Here is a 15,274-nt window from a genome sequence, read left to right as displayed (position 1 = left end):
AAACGTCGCGACCGGCCGGCGCATGCCGAACGCCGTTTACGCGGCCGGTTCGTCGACGTTGGCCGCCGCCGGGATCAGCAGCACGGGCAGCGTCGCGTGGCGCACGCATTGCTCGGCGATGCTGCCGAGCACGAGACGGCGGAACCCGCGGCGGCCGTGCGTGCCGAGCACGAGCAGATCGGCGCCGAACGCTTTCGCACCGTCGAGGATCAGCGACGCTACGTCGTTGAGCGACGTCGCTTCACTCAATCGCGTCTCGCCCTTCACGCCCGCTGCCTGCATCAGCGTCGTGAAATCCTTCGCGAGTGCGTTGCCTTGCGCGACGAGCTGGTCGCGCAGCACGGACGGATCGTAGCCGGGCACGTTGTAGTAGATCGCGGCGTTCTCGACGACGTAGAACGGTTGCAGCTCGGCGCCGTGCGATTTCGCGAGCGCCAGCGCCGCATCGAACGCATGGCGGGACGTGTCGCTGCCGTCGACGGCAACCAGAATACGCTTGTACATAGTGTCTCCGAGTGGCGGGTTGAAACGAAGTCGGCCGGATGGCCGATCAGGCTGGGCAATGCGCAATGCTGCGAGGCAGAGTAAACCAATGGCGGGGACTTTGCAGTGAGGTGCCGGTCGTGCCGCGCGGCAGTGCCGCTTCAGTTTCTACGGTGTACGCCATACACATGGCGCATGCTGGGACGCACGACGCACGACGCACGACGCACGACGCACGACGCACGGCGTGCGCCGTGGTCGCCGCCGTTGTCCGCATCGTCGGCGGAAAGGCATGCGCGAGCGCCTGAGTCGCGTTTGGCACACGCATACGCACTTACCGCCCACGCCGCCCACGCCGCCCACGCCGCCCACGCCGAACACGCCGAACACGCCGAACACGCCGAACACGCCGAACACGCCGAACACGCCGAACACGCCGAACACGCCGAACACGCCGAACACGCCGAACACGCCGAACACGCCGAACACGCCGAACACGCCGATCGCATCGACACGGCGCGACAGTCACGCGGATGCCTCACCCGCATCGCCATTCAATCTCAATCGCGCCGTTTCGACATGACCTCGATCAACGCATGTGCGTCGGTGCGATTCACGGCATGAATGACACCGCCGGTGTCGCCGCGCGGAATCGTTCGCTCCTGCATCGCGCGGTTGCCGGCACACGTCCGGCACACTGTCGCGTACGCCGATCCTCAGCCATCGGCCGTCGGCCGATGCCGGTCCGCAAACGAACGATCGATTCAAACGCCGCTCCGGCTACCGCGGTACGGCCGTCAGCTCGAACACGCGCTCCGGCCGCCGCTGGTGGCCGGGCCAGTACGTGCTGCCGTACATCCGGTGAACGGGGCCGAACAGCGCATCGCTCATGGGCTGCGGCGCGTCGAAGCCTTTCTCGATCACCATGTATCCGGCGCGCAGCGCGAACGCCGGATGATTGCCGCCGGGGCGGCTGTCGAAACCGGCGAAACCGTCGCCGGCTTCGGGCATCGCATTGACGAGCGACGCGTTGCTGCCCGTGATCTGGTCGGGCGAGATCGGCCCGCCGCCGGCGAGAAGCCACGCCTCGCGGTTCTTGCCATCGGTATCGACCGTGCTGTCGTGGGTTTCGTCGTTGTCGATCTCGACGCTGTGCGGATGCGAACGTTCGGTTTGACCGGATGATTCCATCGCGGCTCTCCTGGCGGCGAAGCGTTCCGGATCGAAGCAAATCCCGTTCCGGCTGTGACGGGAAAAGGCGCGCGGGCGATCGCCGCGGTCGCGCGACGCGCATTGATTTGTCGTGATTTATTTCAGCTAGAAGACGCGTTTTCTACAGAGTATGATTCTTTTCCTGCGAAGCGGCGACAGGGGATTCGGTCGCGCCGCCTCTGCCCGCGCCGGGGGCGCCGCAGCACCCTTAAAGACGGGTAGTGAACAACAAAGCAAGGGACTAGAGGTGGCGGATTCATGCAAGCGACTACTGCCTTCACGCACCGCGGTTATCTGTTGAATTGCGCGCCCGCGCGCGCCAGTGACGGTTCGTTCAAGCCCTATGTCGTGATCTCCCGATCGAGCGACGGGGAGCTCGTGGCGAACCGTTTTTTCCCGATCGAGCTCCAGTTCAACGACGAAGGCGACGCGATTGCGCACGCGCGCGACTGGGCCGTGCGATGGATCGACGCCAGCAGCATCACGATCTGACGCCGCCGCGATTCGGCACCATCGGCCGTCCGGCCGATCCCCTGCGTGCCGCCCCGCGGCAAAAAACGCGGTAATCTTGCGGAACCCGTCACTTTATTAGCGGCCGTGCGACCGAGCGCGGCCGCCTGCATTGGCATATGTCGACATCACCCGCCCGTCAGTGGGGCCTTGAAGAAATCGTCGCCGGCTTGCGCGAGTCGCGCGAGGAACTCCATCGCACGCGCCATCCGCGCGGCATCCGCGAATTGCCGTCGCGCGATGCAATCTGCAAGATTGTGACCGGCCTGCGCGCGTCGATGTTTCCGACGCATTACGGCGCACCGGATCTGACCGACGAAAGCGTCGACTTCTACGTCGGCCACACGCTCGAAAGCACGCTGCGCATTCTGTCCGAACAGATCCGCCGTGCGCTGCCGTTCCTGCCCGAGCATGCGGATACGCCGTTCGCCGAGCTCGACGAACGCGCGTTCGAAATCGCGCGCGAATTCGGCCGGCAGCTGCCGGCGGTCCGCGCGCTGCTCGTCAGCGATATCCAGGCCGCTTATGCGGGCGATCCGGCCGCGCAGCACATCACCGAGATCCTGCTGTGCTACCCCGGCGTGCTGGCGATGATGCACCACCGGCTCGCGCATGCGCTGCACCAGCTTGGCGTACCGCTGCTTGCGCGATTCATCAATGAAATCGCCCACTCGGCCACCGGCATCGACATCCACCCGGGTGCGCGGATCGGCCCGAGCTTCTTCATCGACCACGGCACGGGCGTCGTGATCGGCGAGACGGCGATCATCGGCGAGCGCGTGCGCGTGTACCAGGCCGTCACGCTCGGCGCGAAAAGCTTCCCGGCCGATGGCGAAGGTGCGCTGGTCAAGGGCAACGCACGGCACCCTATCGTCGAGGACGACGTGGTGATCTACGCGGGCGCGACGATTCTCGGCCGCGTGACGATCGGGCGCGGCTCGGTGATCGGCGGCAATGTGTGGCTCACGCACAGCGTGCCGCCCGGCACGAGCGTCGCGCAGGGCAAGGTTCGCGAAGGCGGGAGCGCAGATAAGCCGTAACGCGGCGCGCGGCCACTGGCCGCCGCCGCACGCGTCGGTCAGTGCTTGCCGTCGGGCGCGCGGTGCTTGTACAGCACGTCCTGGTCGACGCGGATCAGGTTCTGCCCTGCATCGACGACGAAATCCACGCCGTTGTACGCGTTGCCCGTCAGCATCAGGATCGCGCTCGCGACATCGTCGGGGCCCGCGATGCGCGCGAGCGGCGTCGATGCGCGGCTCGCGTGCTCGAAGTCGGCCGGCGTCTGGTCGTCGCTCGGCAGCATCAGCCCGGGGAACACCGCGTTCACGCGAAGTACCGGCGCGGATGACAGCGCGAGCATCTGCGTGAGGTTGCCGAGCGCGGCTTTCGCGACCGTATAGCTGAAATGGTCGCGGTGAAAGTTTTCCTTGATCTTCTGGTCGACCACATTCACGACGACACCCTGCGTACCGGCCGCGCGGGCCCGTTCGTAGAACGCGCGCGTGAGCAGGATCGGCGCACGGCAGTTGACCGCCCACGCCTGGTCGAACGCCGCGAGGTCGAAGCTCGGGAAATGGTCCTGCCAGAATACCGACGCATTGTTGACGAGCACGTCGAGGCGCCCGAAGCGCGCATACACCTGGTCGATCAGCGCGGTGATCTGTTCGGCGTCGGACAGGTCGGCCTGCAACGCAACCGAATCGTGCCCGCGTTCGGCGATCGCGCGGGCCGCCGCCTGCGCCGCATCGGCCGAACGGTCGTAGTGCACCGCGGTGCGATAGCCGTGCGCGGCGAAATACTCGGCGAACGCGCGCCCGGCCCGGCGCGCGGCGCCGGTCACGAGCACGACGGGCGCGTGCGCCGCTTGCTTCGTCGACTCCATTACGTATTCGTCAGGTTGACTGAAGAAGGATTCGCGACGATCGACAGGAATTCACGCCGCGTCGACGGGTCGGTGCGGAACGTGCCGAGCATGCGCGACGTCACCATCTCGACGCCCGGCTTGTGCACGCCGCGAGTCGAGATGCACTGGTGCGCGGCTTCGAGGATCACGCCGACGCCCTTCGGCTGCAGCACATCGAACAGCGTATCGGCGATCTGCACGGTCATCTTTTCCTGGATCTGCAGGCGCTTCGCGAACGCGTCGACGAGGCGCGCGAGCTTCGAGATGCCGACCACGCGATGGTTCGGCAGATACGCGACGTGTGCGCGGCCGATGATCGGCACCATGTGGTGCTCGCAATAGCTCTCGAAGCGGATGTCCTTCAGCACGATCATTTCGTCGTAGCCGTCGACTTCGCTGAACGTGCGCGCGAGGATGTCGCGCGGCTCCAGCGCATAACCGGCGAAGAACTGCTCATAGGCGCGGACGACGCGTGCGGGCGTGTCGAGCAGGCCTTCGCGTGCGGGATCGTCGCCGGCCCAGCGCAACAGCACGCGAACGGCGTCTTCCGCTTCTTCACGGCTCGGGCGGGATGCGGCCGGCTCGGGCCGCGCGGACTTCTTTTTAGCCATCTATCTGCTCCATCGAATGCTGCCGCCGGGGCGGCGCGGAATCCGGGCATTGTTTCATGCTTTCGCAGGGCGCGTGCGCGGCCTGGCGCTCACTTCGGCCATTCGTCCTGCTCGTCGTTGAACAGCGACGCGACGACGCCACGCAGCCACGCGGTGCGCGGATCGTTGTGGTACTTGCGATGCCAGTGCTGCTTCAGGTCGAAGCGCGGCAGCGTGAGCGGCGGCTCGACGGGCACGATGAACGCGTGCTCGGCCGCATACGCATAGCCGATCGCATGCGGCACCGTCGCAATCAGGTCGGTGCGGCTCAGGATGAACGGCAGGCTCATGAAGTGCGGCGTCTCGAGCACCGCGCGGCGCTGCATGCGCTGCTTGGCGAGATACTTCTCGAGCACCTCCTGGCTGCGGCCTTCGGCACGCACCACCGCGTGCCCGCACGTGAGGAACTGTTCGACCGTAAACGGCGGCGCCTGTTCGAACGGATGGCCGCGCCGCATCAGGCAGACGAACCGGTGCGTGAACAACCGCTGCTGGAAGAAGTTGTTGCCGTCGAGGTCGGGGAAGTAGCCGACCGCGAGATCGATCGACCCGGCTTCGAGGCCACGCCCGACTTCGTCGTGTGCGAGCGAGACCGAGCGCAGGTTCGCATGCGGCGCGCGCGTCGCGAATGCCTGCAGCAGCTTCGGCAGGAACACGATCTCGCCGACGTCCGACAGTGCGATCGAGAAGGTATGCGTGCTCGCGGCCGGGTCGAAGTCGTGCGGCGCGACGAGGCCGCGCTCGATCTGCGCGAGCGCGTCTCGGGCGGCCGGCAGCAGCGCGAGCGCGCGTGGCGTCGGTTCCATCCCGCGCGACGTGCGCACGAACAGCGGATCGCCGAAATATTCGCGCAGCCGGCCGAGCGCGGTGCTCACGCGTGGCTGGCTCACGCCGAGCAGGTCGCCCGCGCGGCTCACGTTGCGCGTGTCGTCGAGTGCGACGAGGTAGGGAATCAGGTTCAGATCGAGCGTGTCCATCGCCAGGCCGGTATCTTCAAAACGTATACAACATATCTCCTGAATCGCGTTGCCGCATAGTCGGGAAAGCGCTCAAATGTGTTCCAACATTCGAATTAATGTTCAGGAGACGAACAATGCGCACCCAGGTCGCCATCATTGGCGCCGGCCCGTCCGGCCTTTTGCTTTCCCATCTGCTGCGCCTGCAAGGCGTCGATTCCATCCTCGTCGAAGCGCGTTCGCGCGAATACTGCGAGAACCGCATCCGCGCCGGCGTGCTGGAGCAGGGCACGGTCGACACGCTGAACGAAGCCGGTCTCGGCGAGCGGATGCGTCGCGAAGGGCTCGAACACCACGGCATCGAGCTGCTGTTCTCGGGCCAGCGCCATCGCATCGACCTGTCCGCGCTCACCGGCGGGCGCGCGATCACCGTCTACAGCCAGCACGAAGTGGTGCGCGACCTGATCGCAGCCGGCGTCGAGCACGGCCACGCGATGCATTTCGAAGTGAGCGACGTCGCGCTGCACGACGTCGAAGGCGAGCACCCGTTCGTCACGTTCAAGCATGCCGACGGCCGCGAAGACCGCATCGACTGTGACTACATCGCCGGCTGCGACGGCTTCCACGGCATCGCGCGCCAGACGATTCCGGCCGAGCGGCTGAATACGTTCGAGCGCGTCTACCCGTTCGCGTGGCTCGGCATTCTCGCCGACGCGGCGCCGTCGCTCGACGAACTCGTCTACGCGCATCACGACAACGGCTTCGCGCTGTTCTCGATGCGCTCGCCGACGGTCACGCGCCTGTACCTGCAGTGCAAGCCCGACGAAGACCTCACCGAATGGTCCGACACGCGGATCTGGGACGAACTGCACACGCGCTTCTCGAACGACACGGGCTGGACGCCGACCGAGGGCCGGATCACGCAGAAAAGCGTCACGCCGATGCGCAGTTTCGTGTCGGAGACGATGCAGCACGGGCGCCTCTTCCTTGCCGGCGACGCCGCGCACATCGTGCCGCCGACCGGCGCGAAGGGGATGAACCTGGCGGTGGCCGACGTCCGCGCGCTGTCCCGTGCGCTCGGTGCGCGCTATCGCAACGGCGACACGACGCCGCTCGACACGTATTCCGCGACCTGCCTCGAACGCGTGTGGCGTGCCGAGCACTTCTCGTACTTCATGACGAACATGCTGCATTCGTCGCCGGAGGATTCGCCGTTCGTCAATCGCCTGAAGTTTGCCGAACTGAAGTACGTGACGCGCTCGCGGGCCGCCGCGCAGGCGCTTGCCGAAAACTACGTCGGGCTGCCGTTCGACGACGCGACGGCCCCCGAGGGAACCCGCCTTGACAACGCGCTGTGCGCGACTCTATGATCGGCCCATCGTTCGCTAATCGAATCTAGGTTCGAATAGCGAACAAAACCGGGATCGATATCGGCCCCGGCGCGGCACGCGGCACGCGCGTGTCCCCTCGACAGGCCGCGCATCGAGCCGCGGGTTCGTATCAGGAAGAGACATGGTCAACAAGATTTTCGAATCGCTTCAGTCGGCGGTGGCCGACATCCACGACGGAGCGACAATCATGATCGGCGGCTTCGGCACGGCCGGCATGCCGTCCGAGCTGATCGACGCGCTGATCGAACAGGGCGCGCGCGACCTGACGATCGTCAACAACAACGCGGGCAACGGCGAGACGGGCCTTGCGGCGCTGCTGAAGGCGAAGCAGGTGCGCAAGATCATTTGCTCGTTCCCGCGCCAGAGCGACTCGCAGGTGTTCGACGGGCTGTATCGCGCCGGCGAGATCGAGCTGGAGCTCGTGCCGCAGGGCAACCTCGCGGAGCGCATCCGCGCGGCGGGCGCCGGCATCGGCGGCTTCTTCACGCCGACGGGTTTTGGCACCAAGCTCGCGGAAGGCAAGGAAACGCGCGTGATCGACGGCAAGCAGTACGTGTTCGAGACGCCGATCCACGCCGATTTCGCGCTCGTGAAAGCGTACAAGGGCGATCGCTGGGGCAATCTCGTGTATCGCAAGACCGCGCGCAACTTCGGGCCGATCATGGCCAGCGCCGCGAAGGTCGCGATCGTGCAGGTGTCGGAAGTCGTGCCGCTCGGCGCGCTGAACCCGGAACACATCGTGACGCCGGGCATTTTCGTCCAGCGCATCGTCGAGGTGCCGCAGGCCGCGCATGCGGCCGAGCTGGCCGCCGAACACGCTGCATCGCAAGCTGCCTGACCGAGGAGACCCGACATGAAACGACTGACCCGCGATGAAATGGCCAAGCGCGTCGCCCAGGACATCCCCGAAGGCGCGTACGTGAACCTCGGCATCGGCGTGCCGACGCTGGTGGCGAATCACCTCGACCCGAGCAAGGAAATTTTCCTGCACAGCGAGAACGGGCTGCTCGGCATGGGCCCCGCGCCCGCGCCCGGCGAGGAAGACGACGAACTGATCAACGCCGGCAAGCAGCACGTGACGCTGCTCACCGGCGGCGCGTATTTCCACCATTCGGATTCGTTCGCGATGATGCGCGGCGGCCACCTCGACTACTGCGTGCTCGGCGCTTTCCAGGTGTCCGCGACCGGCGACCTCGCGAACTGGCACACGGGCGCACCCGATGCGATTCCGGCCGTCGGCGGCGCGATGGATCTCGCGATCGGCGCGAAGCAGGTGTTCGTGATGATGGAGCACCTGACGAAGCAGGGCGAAAGCAAGATCGTCGCGCAGTGTTCGTATCCGGTCACCGGCGTGCAATGCGTGAGCCGCATCTATACGGATCTCGCCGTGCTCGACGTGACGGCCGATGGCCTGGCCGTGAGCGAGATCTTCACCGACCTGTCGTTCGACGAACTGCAGAAGCTGACCGGCGTGCCGCTGATCGACGCGACGCAAAAGGCCGCTGCCTGAACCGTAGGTGTGCCGGCGCGTGCGCTTGCGCGCAGGCCGGCACGCTTGGGTGGACAATAGGCGCACGCCGTTTCCCCAATCTGATGCCATGCTCGAAGACAGCGCCCGCCTGACCTCCCTCATCTACGGCACCGAGCCGCTCAACCGGATCTGGTCGCCCCGCGCGACGATCCAGCGGATGCTCGACGTCGAGGCCGCGCTCGCGCGCGCGCTCGCCGCGCAGCAGGTGATTCCCGCCGCCGCCGTCGCGCCGATCGAGCGCGCGTGCGACGCCGGCCGGCTCGACGCCGACGCGCTCGCCCACGGCGCGGCGCTCGGCGGCAATCTCGCGATTCCGCTCGTCAAGCAGCTCACCGCGCAAGTGAAGGCCGACGACCCCGAGGCCGCGAAGTTCGTGCACTGGGGGGCAACGAGCCAGGACATCATCGATACCGCCACCGTGCTGCAGCTGCGCGACACGCTCGACGTGCTCGAGCCGATGCTCGACGAAGCGTGTGCGTCGCTCGCAGCGCTCGCACGCACGCATCGCGCAACGCCGATGATCGGCCGCACGTGGCTGCAGCAGGCGCTGCCGATCACGCTCGGCCTGAAATTCGCCCAATGGCTCGATGCGCTGCTGCGCCATCGCACGCGTTTCGCCGAATTGCGTGCGCGCGTGCTCGTGCTGCAGTTCGGCGGCGCGGCCGGCACGCTCGCGAGCCTGCGCGAGCAGGCGACCGGTGTCACGGCCGCGCTGGCCGCGGACCTGAAGCTCACGGCACCGGCCGTGCCGTGGCACACGCAGCGCGACCGCATTGCGGAAGCCGCGTCCTGCTTCGGGATGCTGACGGGTACGCTCGGCAAGATCGCGCGCGACGTGTCGCTGCAGATGCAGACCGAAGTCGGCGAACTTGGCGAACCGGCCGCTGCCGGCAAGGGCGGCTCGTCGACGATGCCGCACAAGCGCAACCCGGTCGGTTGCGCGGCCGTGCTCACCGCTGCGGTGCGCGCGCCGAACCTCGTCGCGACGGTGTTCGCGGGAATGGTCCAGGAACATGAACGCGCACTCGGCGGCTGGCAAGCCGAATGGGATGCGCTGCCCGATCTCGCGCGCCTGACCGGCGGCGCGCTGGCACAGATCGCGCAGATCGTCGCGGGCCTCGACGTGAACACCGAACGCCTGGCCGCGAACCTCGACCTGACGCGCGGGCTGATTCTCGGCGAAGCGGTGATGCTCGCGCTCGGCGACAAGATCGGCCGGCTCGACGCGCATCACGTCGTCGAGCATGCGTCGAAGGAAGCCGTGCGCACGAGCGCAACGCTATTCGATGTGCTCGCCGCCGATGCGATCGTGTCGGCGCACCTGTCGCGCGACGCGCTCGCGCGGCTGCTCGATCCCGCTCATTACGTCGGCGAGGCCCAGGCCTACGTCGACGCCGTGCTCGCGTTGCACGCGGGCGCGCAATAACCAGGAGAACCTCGATGCCTTTCGCCACTGTCAACGGCGTGAAACTGCATTACCGGATCGACCGTGCCGCGCGCGACGACGCGCCGTGGCTCGTCTTCTCGAATTCGCTCGGCGCCGACCTGCAGATGTGGGCACCGCAGATCCGTCCGCTCACGCAGCACTTCAACATCCTGCGCTACGACACACGCGGCCACGGCCATTCCGATGCACCGGCCGGTTCGTACACGATCGAGCAGCTCGCCGGCGACGTCATCGGCCTGCTCGACCACGTCGGCATCGAACGCGCGCATTTCTGCGGGATCTCGATGGGCGGGCTGACGGGTGCGGCGCTGGCCGCACGCTTCCCGTCGCGTATCGTTCGTGCGGTGCTGTCGAACACCGCCGCGAAGATAGGTTCGCCGGAAGTGTGGGCGCCGCGCGCGCAGAAGGCACGCACCGAAGGGATGGCCGCGCTCGCCGACGCCGTGCTGCCGCGCTGGTTCACGGACGCGTTCGTCGAGCGTGAGCCGCGCCTGTTCGATGCGATCCGCGACACCTTCGTGCACACCGACAAGGACGGCTACGCGGCGAACTGCGACGCGCTGAATGCGGCCGACCTGCGTGAAGAGGTGAAAGGCATCGCGTTGCCGGTGCTCGTCGTGACCGGCGCGAAGGACATGTCGACGCCGCCCGACCAGGGCCGCGCGCTCGCCGCCGCGATTCCGGGTTCGCAGCACGTCGAATTCGACGCTGCGCATATTTCGAATATCGAGTGCACCGACGGCTTCAACCGCGCGCTGCTCGATTTCCTGACCGCGTGAGGCAAATGCGATGGACGACCAGGAACGTTACGAAGCAGGGATGAAGGTGCGTCGCGCGGTGCTCGGCGATGCACACGTCGATCGCTCGATCGAGAACCGTACCGAGGTGACCGACGAGTTCCAGAACCTGATCACGCGCTATGCATGGGGCGAGATCTGGACGCGCGACGGCCTGCCGCGCCATACGCGCAGCCTGCTGACCATCGCGATGATGGTGGCGCTCAACCGTGGCGAGGAACTGGCGCTGCACCTGCGCGCCGCGCGCAACAACGGCGTGACGCGCGACGAGATCAAGGAAGTGCTGCTGCAGACCGCGATCTATTGCGGCGTGCCGGCCGCGAATTCCGCGTTCCATCTCGCGGACAGGATTTTCAAGGAACAGGACGGGGCCGCCTAGGTGGCGGCCGTGTAGTGCGATCTTGAATCGAGGCCCGCTGACCTGATGGTTGGCGGGCCGTCGACGATGAATGAACGCGCCGGCAGAGCATCGGCGCGCGGCGCACCGGATGACCGGTGCGCGAACAAAGGCAAGACGCGGTTCCGAGGCCGCGTCGCTTATAAACATATCAGTGCTGCGTGGGGCCAGAGTAAGCGCTGAAACGCAAACTCAGGTCGACCGCGAAGCATGGGACCGGAATAAGCGCTAAAGCGCAAACTCCGGTCGACCGCGCAGCATGGGATCCAAGTAAGCGCTGAAGCGCAAACTTGGATCGACACAGGAGACTAGCGATGAATCGCACACCCGTGGTCGATGTCCAGACCTTCATCAACGAGCAGCCGTTCGGCGGTTTTCAATGGCTCGTGTTCCTCATGTGTTTCGTGATCGTGCTGCTCGACGGCTTCGATACGGCCGCGATCGGCTTCATCGCGCCGTCGCTGCTCGGCGAATGGAACCTCACCAAGCCCGATCTCGCACCGGTGCTGAGCGCCGCGCTGTTCGGCCTCGCGTGCGGTGCGCTCGTGTCGGGCCCGCTGTCCGACCGGCTCGGGCGCCGCTCGCTGCTGCTCGGCTCGGTATTCCTGTTCGGCGTCGCATGCCTGATGTCCGCATTCTCGACGACCATCGGGCACCTGACGATCCTGCGTTTCATCACCGGCGTCGGGCTGGGCGCGGCGATGCCGAACGCGGTCACGATGATGGGTGAGTTCTGCCCGGACAAGCGCCGCGCGACCGTGATCAACCTGATGTTCTGCGGCTTCCCGCTCGGCGCCGCGTTCGGCGGTTTCCTGGCCGCGTGGATGATTCCGCATTTCGGCTGGCGCAGCGTGCTGATCCTCGGCGGCGTGACGCCGCTCCTGCTCGGTGTGCTGTTGCTGCTGAAGATGCCGGAATCGGTGCGCTTCATGGTCGCCAACGGCCATGCTGTCGACAAGATCCGCGAAACGCTCGCGCGCATCTCGCGCGATGCGCTGAACGCCAGCTCGTTCGCGATGACCGAAGCCGCGCCGCAGACCGGCAGCAAGGGCCTCGGCGTCGTGCTGTCGCGCTCGTACATCGTCGGCTCGGTGATGCTGTGGATCGCGTACTTCATGGGGCTCGTGATCTTCTACGCGTCGATCAACTGGATGCCGATCCTGCTGAAGGATGCGGGGCTGACGCCGAAGAGCGCGACGCTGATCTCCGCGCTGTTCCCGCTCGGCGGCGTGGGCGCGGTGCTGTGCGGCGTGCTGATGGACCGCTTCAACGCGAACCGCGTGATCGCCGTGTGCTACGCGCTGACGGCGGTGAGCGTCTATGCGATCGGGCAGGCGGCCGGCAACGTCGGGCTGCTCGTGCTGGTCGTGTTCGTGGCCGGCGTGCTGATGAACACCGCGCAATCGTCGATGCCGGCGCTCGCCGCCGCGTTCTATCCGACCGAGGGGCGCGGCACGGGTGTCGCGTGGATGCTCGGCGTCGGCCGCTTCGGCGGGATTGCGGGATCGTTCCTCGTCGCCGAGCTGACGCGCCGGCATTTCTCGTTCGCGGGCGTGTTCGCGACGATCGCCGTCGCGGGCTTGCTCGCGTGTATCGCGCTGCTGATCAAGCAGATGGCGCGGCCGCATGGCGTGACGCAGCAGGCAGGCAAGATCGAATCGCTCGGGCATTGAGCGAAGCGCGGGCCGGTGCGATGCGCCGGCCCGCCGATACGGCGGCCATCGGGCCGCCGGCTATTCTTCCGCGTCGTGTTGCTTCACGAAGTTGCGCAGATACGCGTGCAGCGCGGCCTCCCGGCTGCGATGATCGGCGAGGTTCGCGGCGCCCATGTCTTCCTCCTCGCCGAACATCGTCGGCGGCGCGCAGTAGGTGCCGATCTCGATGTCTTCGCGCAGCACGCGAATCTCGTGCGTGAGCGGGTGATACTCGGCGATCCAGTGCATTCCCTCGATGTGGTCGCCCACCCTCAGCAGTGGTTTCATCGGCACTCTCCCGGCAGCAGCGGCGCAACCGGCGAAGCGGTTGCGCGCGCCCGTACCGAAAGGGTACGCCTGCATCGCATGAATCTCAACGGGCGCGCCGTGAGCGCTCACTGCGACAGCAAGTGCGCGATGAGGGGGTACAGCGACAGGATCAGCAGCACGGCCATCGTCACGTTGAAGATGCGCAGCGCGCGGCGATTCGACAGGAAGCGGCGCAGGCCGAGCCCGAACGCGGCCCACAGGCTGATGCACGGGAAGCCGATCAGGATGAACACGACGGCCATCCACGCGGCGTTCATCCCGTAGTCGGCGGACAGGCGGATCGTCGTCGCGGCGGTCAGCACCATCATCCATGCCTTCGGATTGATCCACTGAAAAGCGGCGGCTTCGATGAACGTCATCGGCCGCGGCTTGCCGCCGTGCGCCTTCACTTCTCCCGACGTGCCGATGCGCCACGCGAGGTACAGCAGGTACGCGACGCTCGCGGCTTCGAGGAGCGTGTAGAGCAGCGGCAGGCGCTTGAATACCTCGCCGAGGCCGAAGCCGACGCAAAGCATCAGGATCGCGACGCCGATGCTGATGCCGAACAGGTGCGGCATGGTGCGGCGGAACCCGAAATTGACGCCGGATGCGAGCAGCATCGTGTTGTTCGGGCCGGGCGTGATCGTTGTGACGAGCGCAAACAGCATGCCGGCGGGCAGCGCGCTCAGGGTGAGGAATTCCATCGCGGATTCTCCATTCTGTTCTGGACTGGGATGGAGGTCAGTTTAGCGAGGGTTTTCTGTACAGTACCGGTACAGTTTGATTGACGATTGCCGGTACGGGGATGCGGGGCGGGATGGTTGCTGCGGGGCTAGTTGTTGGTTCTCACAAAAGATGTCCGCAGTCTCGATATGTTGTCTTTGAATAAAAGGCGACATTTCAGGGGTTGTGTCCCCCTGCACTCCGCGTTTGGCACGATGACAGTGTAGAGACCGTTCCAGAGTGAACCGCAATGAAAAGGCGATTCAACGAAGAACAAATCATCGGCATCTTGAAGGAAGCCGAGGCTGCGCGCCCCGCTGAACAGGCCGCGGCGCGCACTACGCGTCGCCTGGTCGTGGGATGGGACCGAGAAAAAGCGCTGACTGGCGGCGGCCACGCCCAAGTTGATGACGGTAGTGTTGCTTGAGGGGATCGTGCCGATCATGGCCCTGATGTGAGATAGCGCTTGCATGGCCGTGGTATAGGGCGCATTCTCGTGAGGTTCGATGTGCGCGACCGATGGTTTTGCTTCGACTCCATACGCTTCCCCTTGTCCGCACAGCTAAGCCGAAAGCTCACCACGACGATCCCGCGCGCGAACGCCGAAGCGGCGAACTTCGCGCGTCAACCGAGCCTCCCTTTGAGGTTCGATCCTGCAGTTCCGTGCGCGAGAGATGCCGTCTGCGGCAAGCCCGCGGGTCGTCGTCCGGTTCTCGTATAGGGCGAGCGACGACGAAATTCAGTCAACGCGACGGTCCTGAAACTTGAAATTTTTTTTTGGGGAACCGGCATGCCTAAGCAAACTGACCTGAAGCCAGCCACGCCCGCCGCGCACAGCGATTACGTTGACATGAAAAAGGCGCGCGCGTCGGCACTGAAGCGCGCGGACAGTGAGCGTGCCGAGAAGCGGCGCGAAAATGACGCCCGCATCAATGTCAACGCGAGCAAGTGGCGTTATATCTGTCAGGAGGGTTAGATGGGGAATAGCGCCATGACACTCAACTTTCCCAATCCCAGTCGCACCTACGACGCTTCCAGGCACTGTGTATGCTTCTGGGGCTACGACAATTCTCGCGAGATTACCTTTCTGGTCGACGATGCGATGCTGGCGAAACTGAACGCCGACATGGGTTCTGGCGAGCCCGCCTTGCTTGCGGCCTTCGACCGTAATCGCGACCGGATTCTGGGGCTTGCCAGGGACCTTTACAAGGGTGGCCCCCAGAACCGGTACACGATCTCGTGAAAGTGGCCCTCGTTTGCGCACGCACCCC

The 15,274-nt window shown here is 65.9% G+C and carries 20 protein-coding genes; 13 read left to right on the top strand and 7 right to left on the bottom strand.

Annotated features, from left to right (window positions below; all coding sequences use genetic code 11):
* Window positions 1-36: 36 nt before the first annotated feature.
* Entirely contained in the window at window positions 37-504 is a 468-nt protein-coding gene (locus tag HAV18_RS11615) for a universal stress protein (protein WP_166955672.1), read from the bottom strand.
* Window positions 505-798: 294 nt separating this feature from the next.
* Here HAV18_RS11615 and HAV18_RS11610 point away from each other — a divergent pair, with 294 nt between their 5' ends.
* Window positions 799-1,107, top strand: a complete 309-nt coding sequence (locus tag HAV18_RS11610) for a hypothetical protein (protein WP_166955671.1) — start codon at window positions 799-801, stop codon at window positions 1,105-1,107.
* Window positions 1,108-1,263: 156 nt separating this feature from the next.
* Here the strand turns inward: HAV18_RS11610 and HAV18_RS11605 are convergent, their stop codons facing one another.
* Window positions 1,264-1,674: a DUF3005 domain-containing protein gene (locus HAV18_RS11605; protein ID WP_166955670.1), complete on the bottom strand. Its 411-nt coding sequence runs from the start codon at window positions 1,672-1,674 to the stop codon at window positions 1,264-1,266.
* Between the two features lie 279 nt (window positions 1,675-1,953).
* Here HAV18_RS11605 and HAV18_RS11600 point away from each other — a divergent pair, with 279 nt between their 5' ends.
* The gene (locus tag HAV18_RS11600) at window positions 1,954-2,187 is read left to right on the top strand and encodes a hypothetical protein (RefSeq protein ID WP_011356723.1); all 234 of its coding nucleotides are present in this window, start codon (window positions 1,954-1,956) and stop codon (window positions 2,185-2,187) included.
* A gap of 137 nt (window positions 2,188-2,324) precedes the next feature.
* Window positions 2,325-3,245: a serine O-acetyltransferase EpsC gene (epsC, locus tag HAV18_RS11595; protein WP_166955669.1), complete on the top strand. Its 921-nt coding sequence runs from the start codon at window positions 2,325-2,327 to the stop codon at window positions 3,243-3,245.
* A 38-nt stretch (window positions 3,246-3,283) separates the two neighbouring features.
* On the opposite strand, the gene HAV18_RS11590 is transcribed toward epsC, so the two are convergent.
* The 3 genes from HAV18_RS11590 to HAV18_RS11580 all read right to left on the bottom strand — a co-directional run bounded on the left by HAV18_RS11590 (window position 3,284) and on the right by HAV18_RS11580 (window position 5,735).
* Window positions 3,284-4,087, bottom strand: a complete 804-nt coding sequence (locus HAV18_RS11590; RefSeq protein WP_166955668.1) for an SDR family oxidoreductase — start codon at window positions 4,085-4,087, stop codon at window positions 3,284-3,286.
* Window positions 4,087-4,719 carry a GTP cyclohydrolase I FolE gene (gene folE, locus HAV18_RS11585; RefSeq protein ID WP_059523505.1) on the bottom strand — a complete coding sequence of 211 codons (633 nt, stop codon included), beginning with the start codon at window positions 4,717-4,719 and terminating at the stop codon, window positions 4,087-4,089. The genes HAV18_RS11590 and folE overlap by 1 nt, the downstream gene beginning before the upstream one ends.
* An 89-nt stretch (window positions 4,720-4,808) precedes the next feature.
* On the bottom strand, window positions 4,809-5,735 hold the full coding sequence (locus HAV18_RS11580) for a LysR family transcriptional regulator (RefSeq protein WP_048250695.1): 927 nt from the start codon (window positions 5,733-5,735) through the stop codon (window positions 4,809-4,811).
* 116 nt (window positions 5,736-5,851) lie between these two features.
* Between HAV18_RS11580 and pobA the strand changes: the two genes are divergently transcribed.
* The 7 genes from pobA to HAV18_RS11545 all read left to right on the top strand — a co-directional run bounded on the left by pobA (window position 5,852) and on the right by HAV18_RS11545 (window position 12,950).
* Window positions 5,852-7,084, top strand: a complete 1,233-nt coding sequence (gene pobA, locus HAV18_RS11575; protein WP_166955667.1) for a 4-hydroxybenzoate 3-monooxygenase — start codon at window positions 5,852-5,854, stop codon at window positions 7,082-7,084.
* 142 nt (window positions 7,085-7,226) lie between these two features.
* Entirely contained in the window at window positions 7,227-7,943 is a 717-nt protein-coding gene (locus HAV18_RS11570; RefSeq protein ID WP_166955666.1) for a 3-oxoacid CoA-transferase subunit A, read from the top strand.
* 15 nt (window positions 7,944-7,958) lie between these two features.
* On the top strand, window positions 7,959-8,615 hold the full coding sequence (locus tag HAV18_RS11565) for a CoA transferase subunit B (protein WP_124456744.1): 657 nt from the start codon (window positions 7,959-7,961) through the stop codon (window positions 8,613-8,615).
* An 88-nt stretch (window positions 8,616-8,703) separates the two neighbouring features.
* A complete protein-coding gene (locus HAV18_RS11560; RefSeq protein WP_166955665.1) occupies window positions 8,704-10,062 on the top strand; it encodes a 3-carboxy-cis,cis-muconate cycloisomerase in 1,359 nt (452 codons plus the stop codon).
* Window positions 10,063-10,076: 14 nt separating this feature from the next.
* On the top strand, window positions 10,077-10,862 hold the full coding sequence (gene pcaD / locus HAV18_RS11555) for a 3-oxoadipate enol-lactonase (protein ID WP_166955663.1): 786 nt from the start codon (window positions 10,077-10,079) through the stop codon (window positions 10,860-10,862).
* 10 nt (window positions 10,863-10,872) lie between these two features.
* Complete coding sequence (gene pcaC / locus HAV18_RS11550) at window positions 10,873-11,259, top strand: 4-carboxymuconolactone decarboxylase (RefSeq protein ID WP_166955661.1); 387 nt, start codon at window positions 10,873-10,875, stop codon at window positions 11,257-11,259.
* Window positions 11,260-11,591: 332 nt separating this feature from the next.
* Window positions 11,592-12,950, top strand: coding sequence for an MFS transporter (locus tag HAV18_RS11545; RefSeq protein WP_166955659.1), 1,359 nt, complete (start codon window positions 11,592-11,594; stop codon window positions 12,948-12,950).
* Between the two features lie 60 nt (window positions 12,951-13,010).
* Here HAV18_RS11545 and HAV18_RS11540 read toward each other — a convergent pair whose 3' ends face one another.
* Window positions 13,011-13,259 carry a hypothetical protein gene (locus HAV18_RS11540; RefSeq protein WP_166955657.1) on the bottom strand — a complete coding sequence of 83 codons (249 nt, stop codon included), beginning with the start codon at window positions 13,257-13,259 and terminating at the stop codon, window positions 13,011-13,013.
* A 107-nt stretch (window positions 13,260-13,366) separates the two neighbouring features.
* Complete coding sequence (locus tag HAV18_RS11535; protein WP_166955655.1) at window positions 13,367-13,984, bottom strand: LysE family translocator; 618 nt, start codon at window positions 13,982-13,984, stop codon at window positions 13,367-13,369.
* 269 nt (window positions 13,985-14,253) lie between these two features.
* Between HAV18_RS11535 and HAV18_RS11530 the strand changes: the two genes are divergently transcribed.
* The 3 genes from HAV18_RS11530 (at window position 14,254) to HAV18_RS11520 (ending at window position 15,246) form a co-directional block, all read left to right on the top strand.
* Window positions 14,254-14,430 (top strand): hypothetical protein, encoded by a 177-nt coding sequence (locus HAV18_RS11530; protein WP_166955653.1) that lies wholly within the window; start codon window positions 14,254-14,256, stop codon window positions 14,428-14,430.
* A 363-nt stretch (window positions 14,431-14,793) separates the two neighbouring features.
* A complete protein-coding gene (locus HAV18_RS11525) occupies window positions 14,794-14,979 on the top strand; it encodes a hypothetical protein (protein ID WP_166955651.1) in 186 nt (61 codons plus the stop codon).
* Window positions 14,980-15,246 (top strand): DUF1488 domain-containing protein, encoded by a 267-nt coding sequence (locus HAV18_RS11520; protein ID WP_166955649.1) that lies wholly within the window; start codon window positions 14,980-14,982, stop codon window positions 15,244-15,246.
* Window positions 15,247-15,274: the final 28 nt, after the last annotated feature.

The organism is Burkholderia sp. D-99 (assembly GCF_011605345.1).
Classification (GTDB): domain Bacteria; phylum Pseudomonadota; class Gammaproteobacteria; order Burkholderiales; family Burkholderiaceae; genus Burkholderia.
The sequence above is the reverse complement of the archived record's forward strand: the minus strand, read 5'-3'. Positions and strand labels throughout refer to the sequence as shown.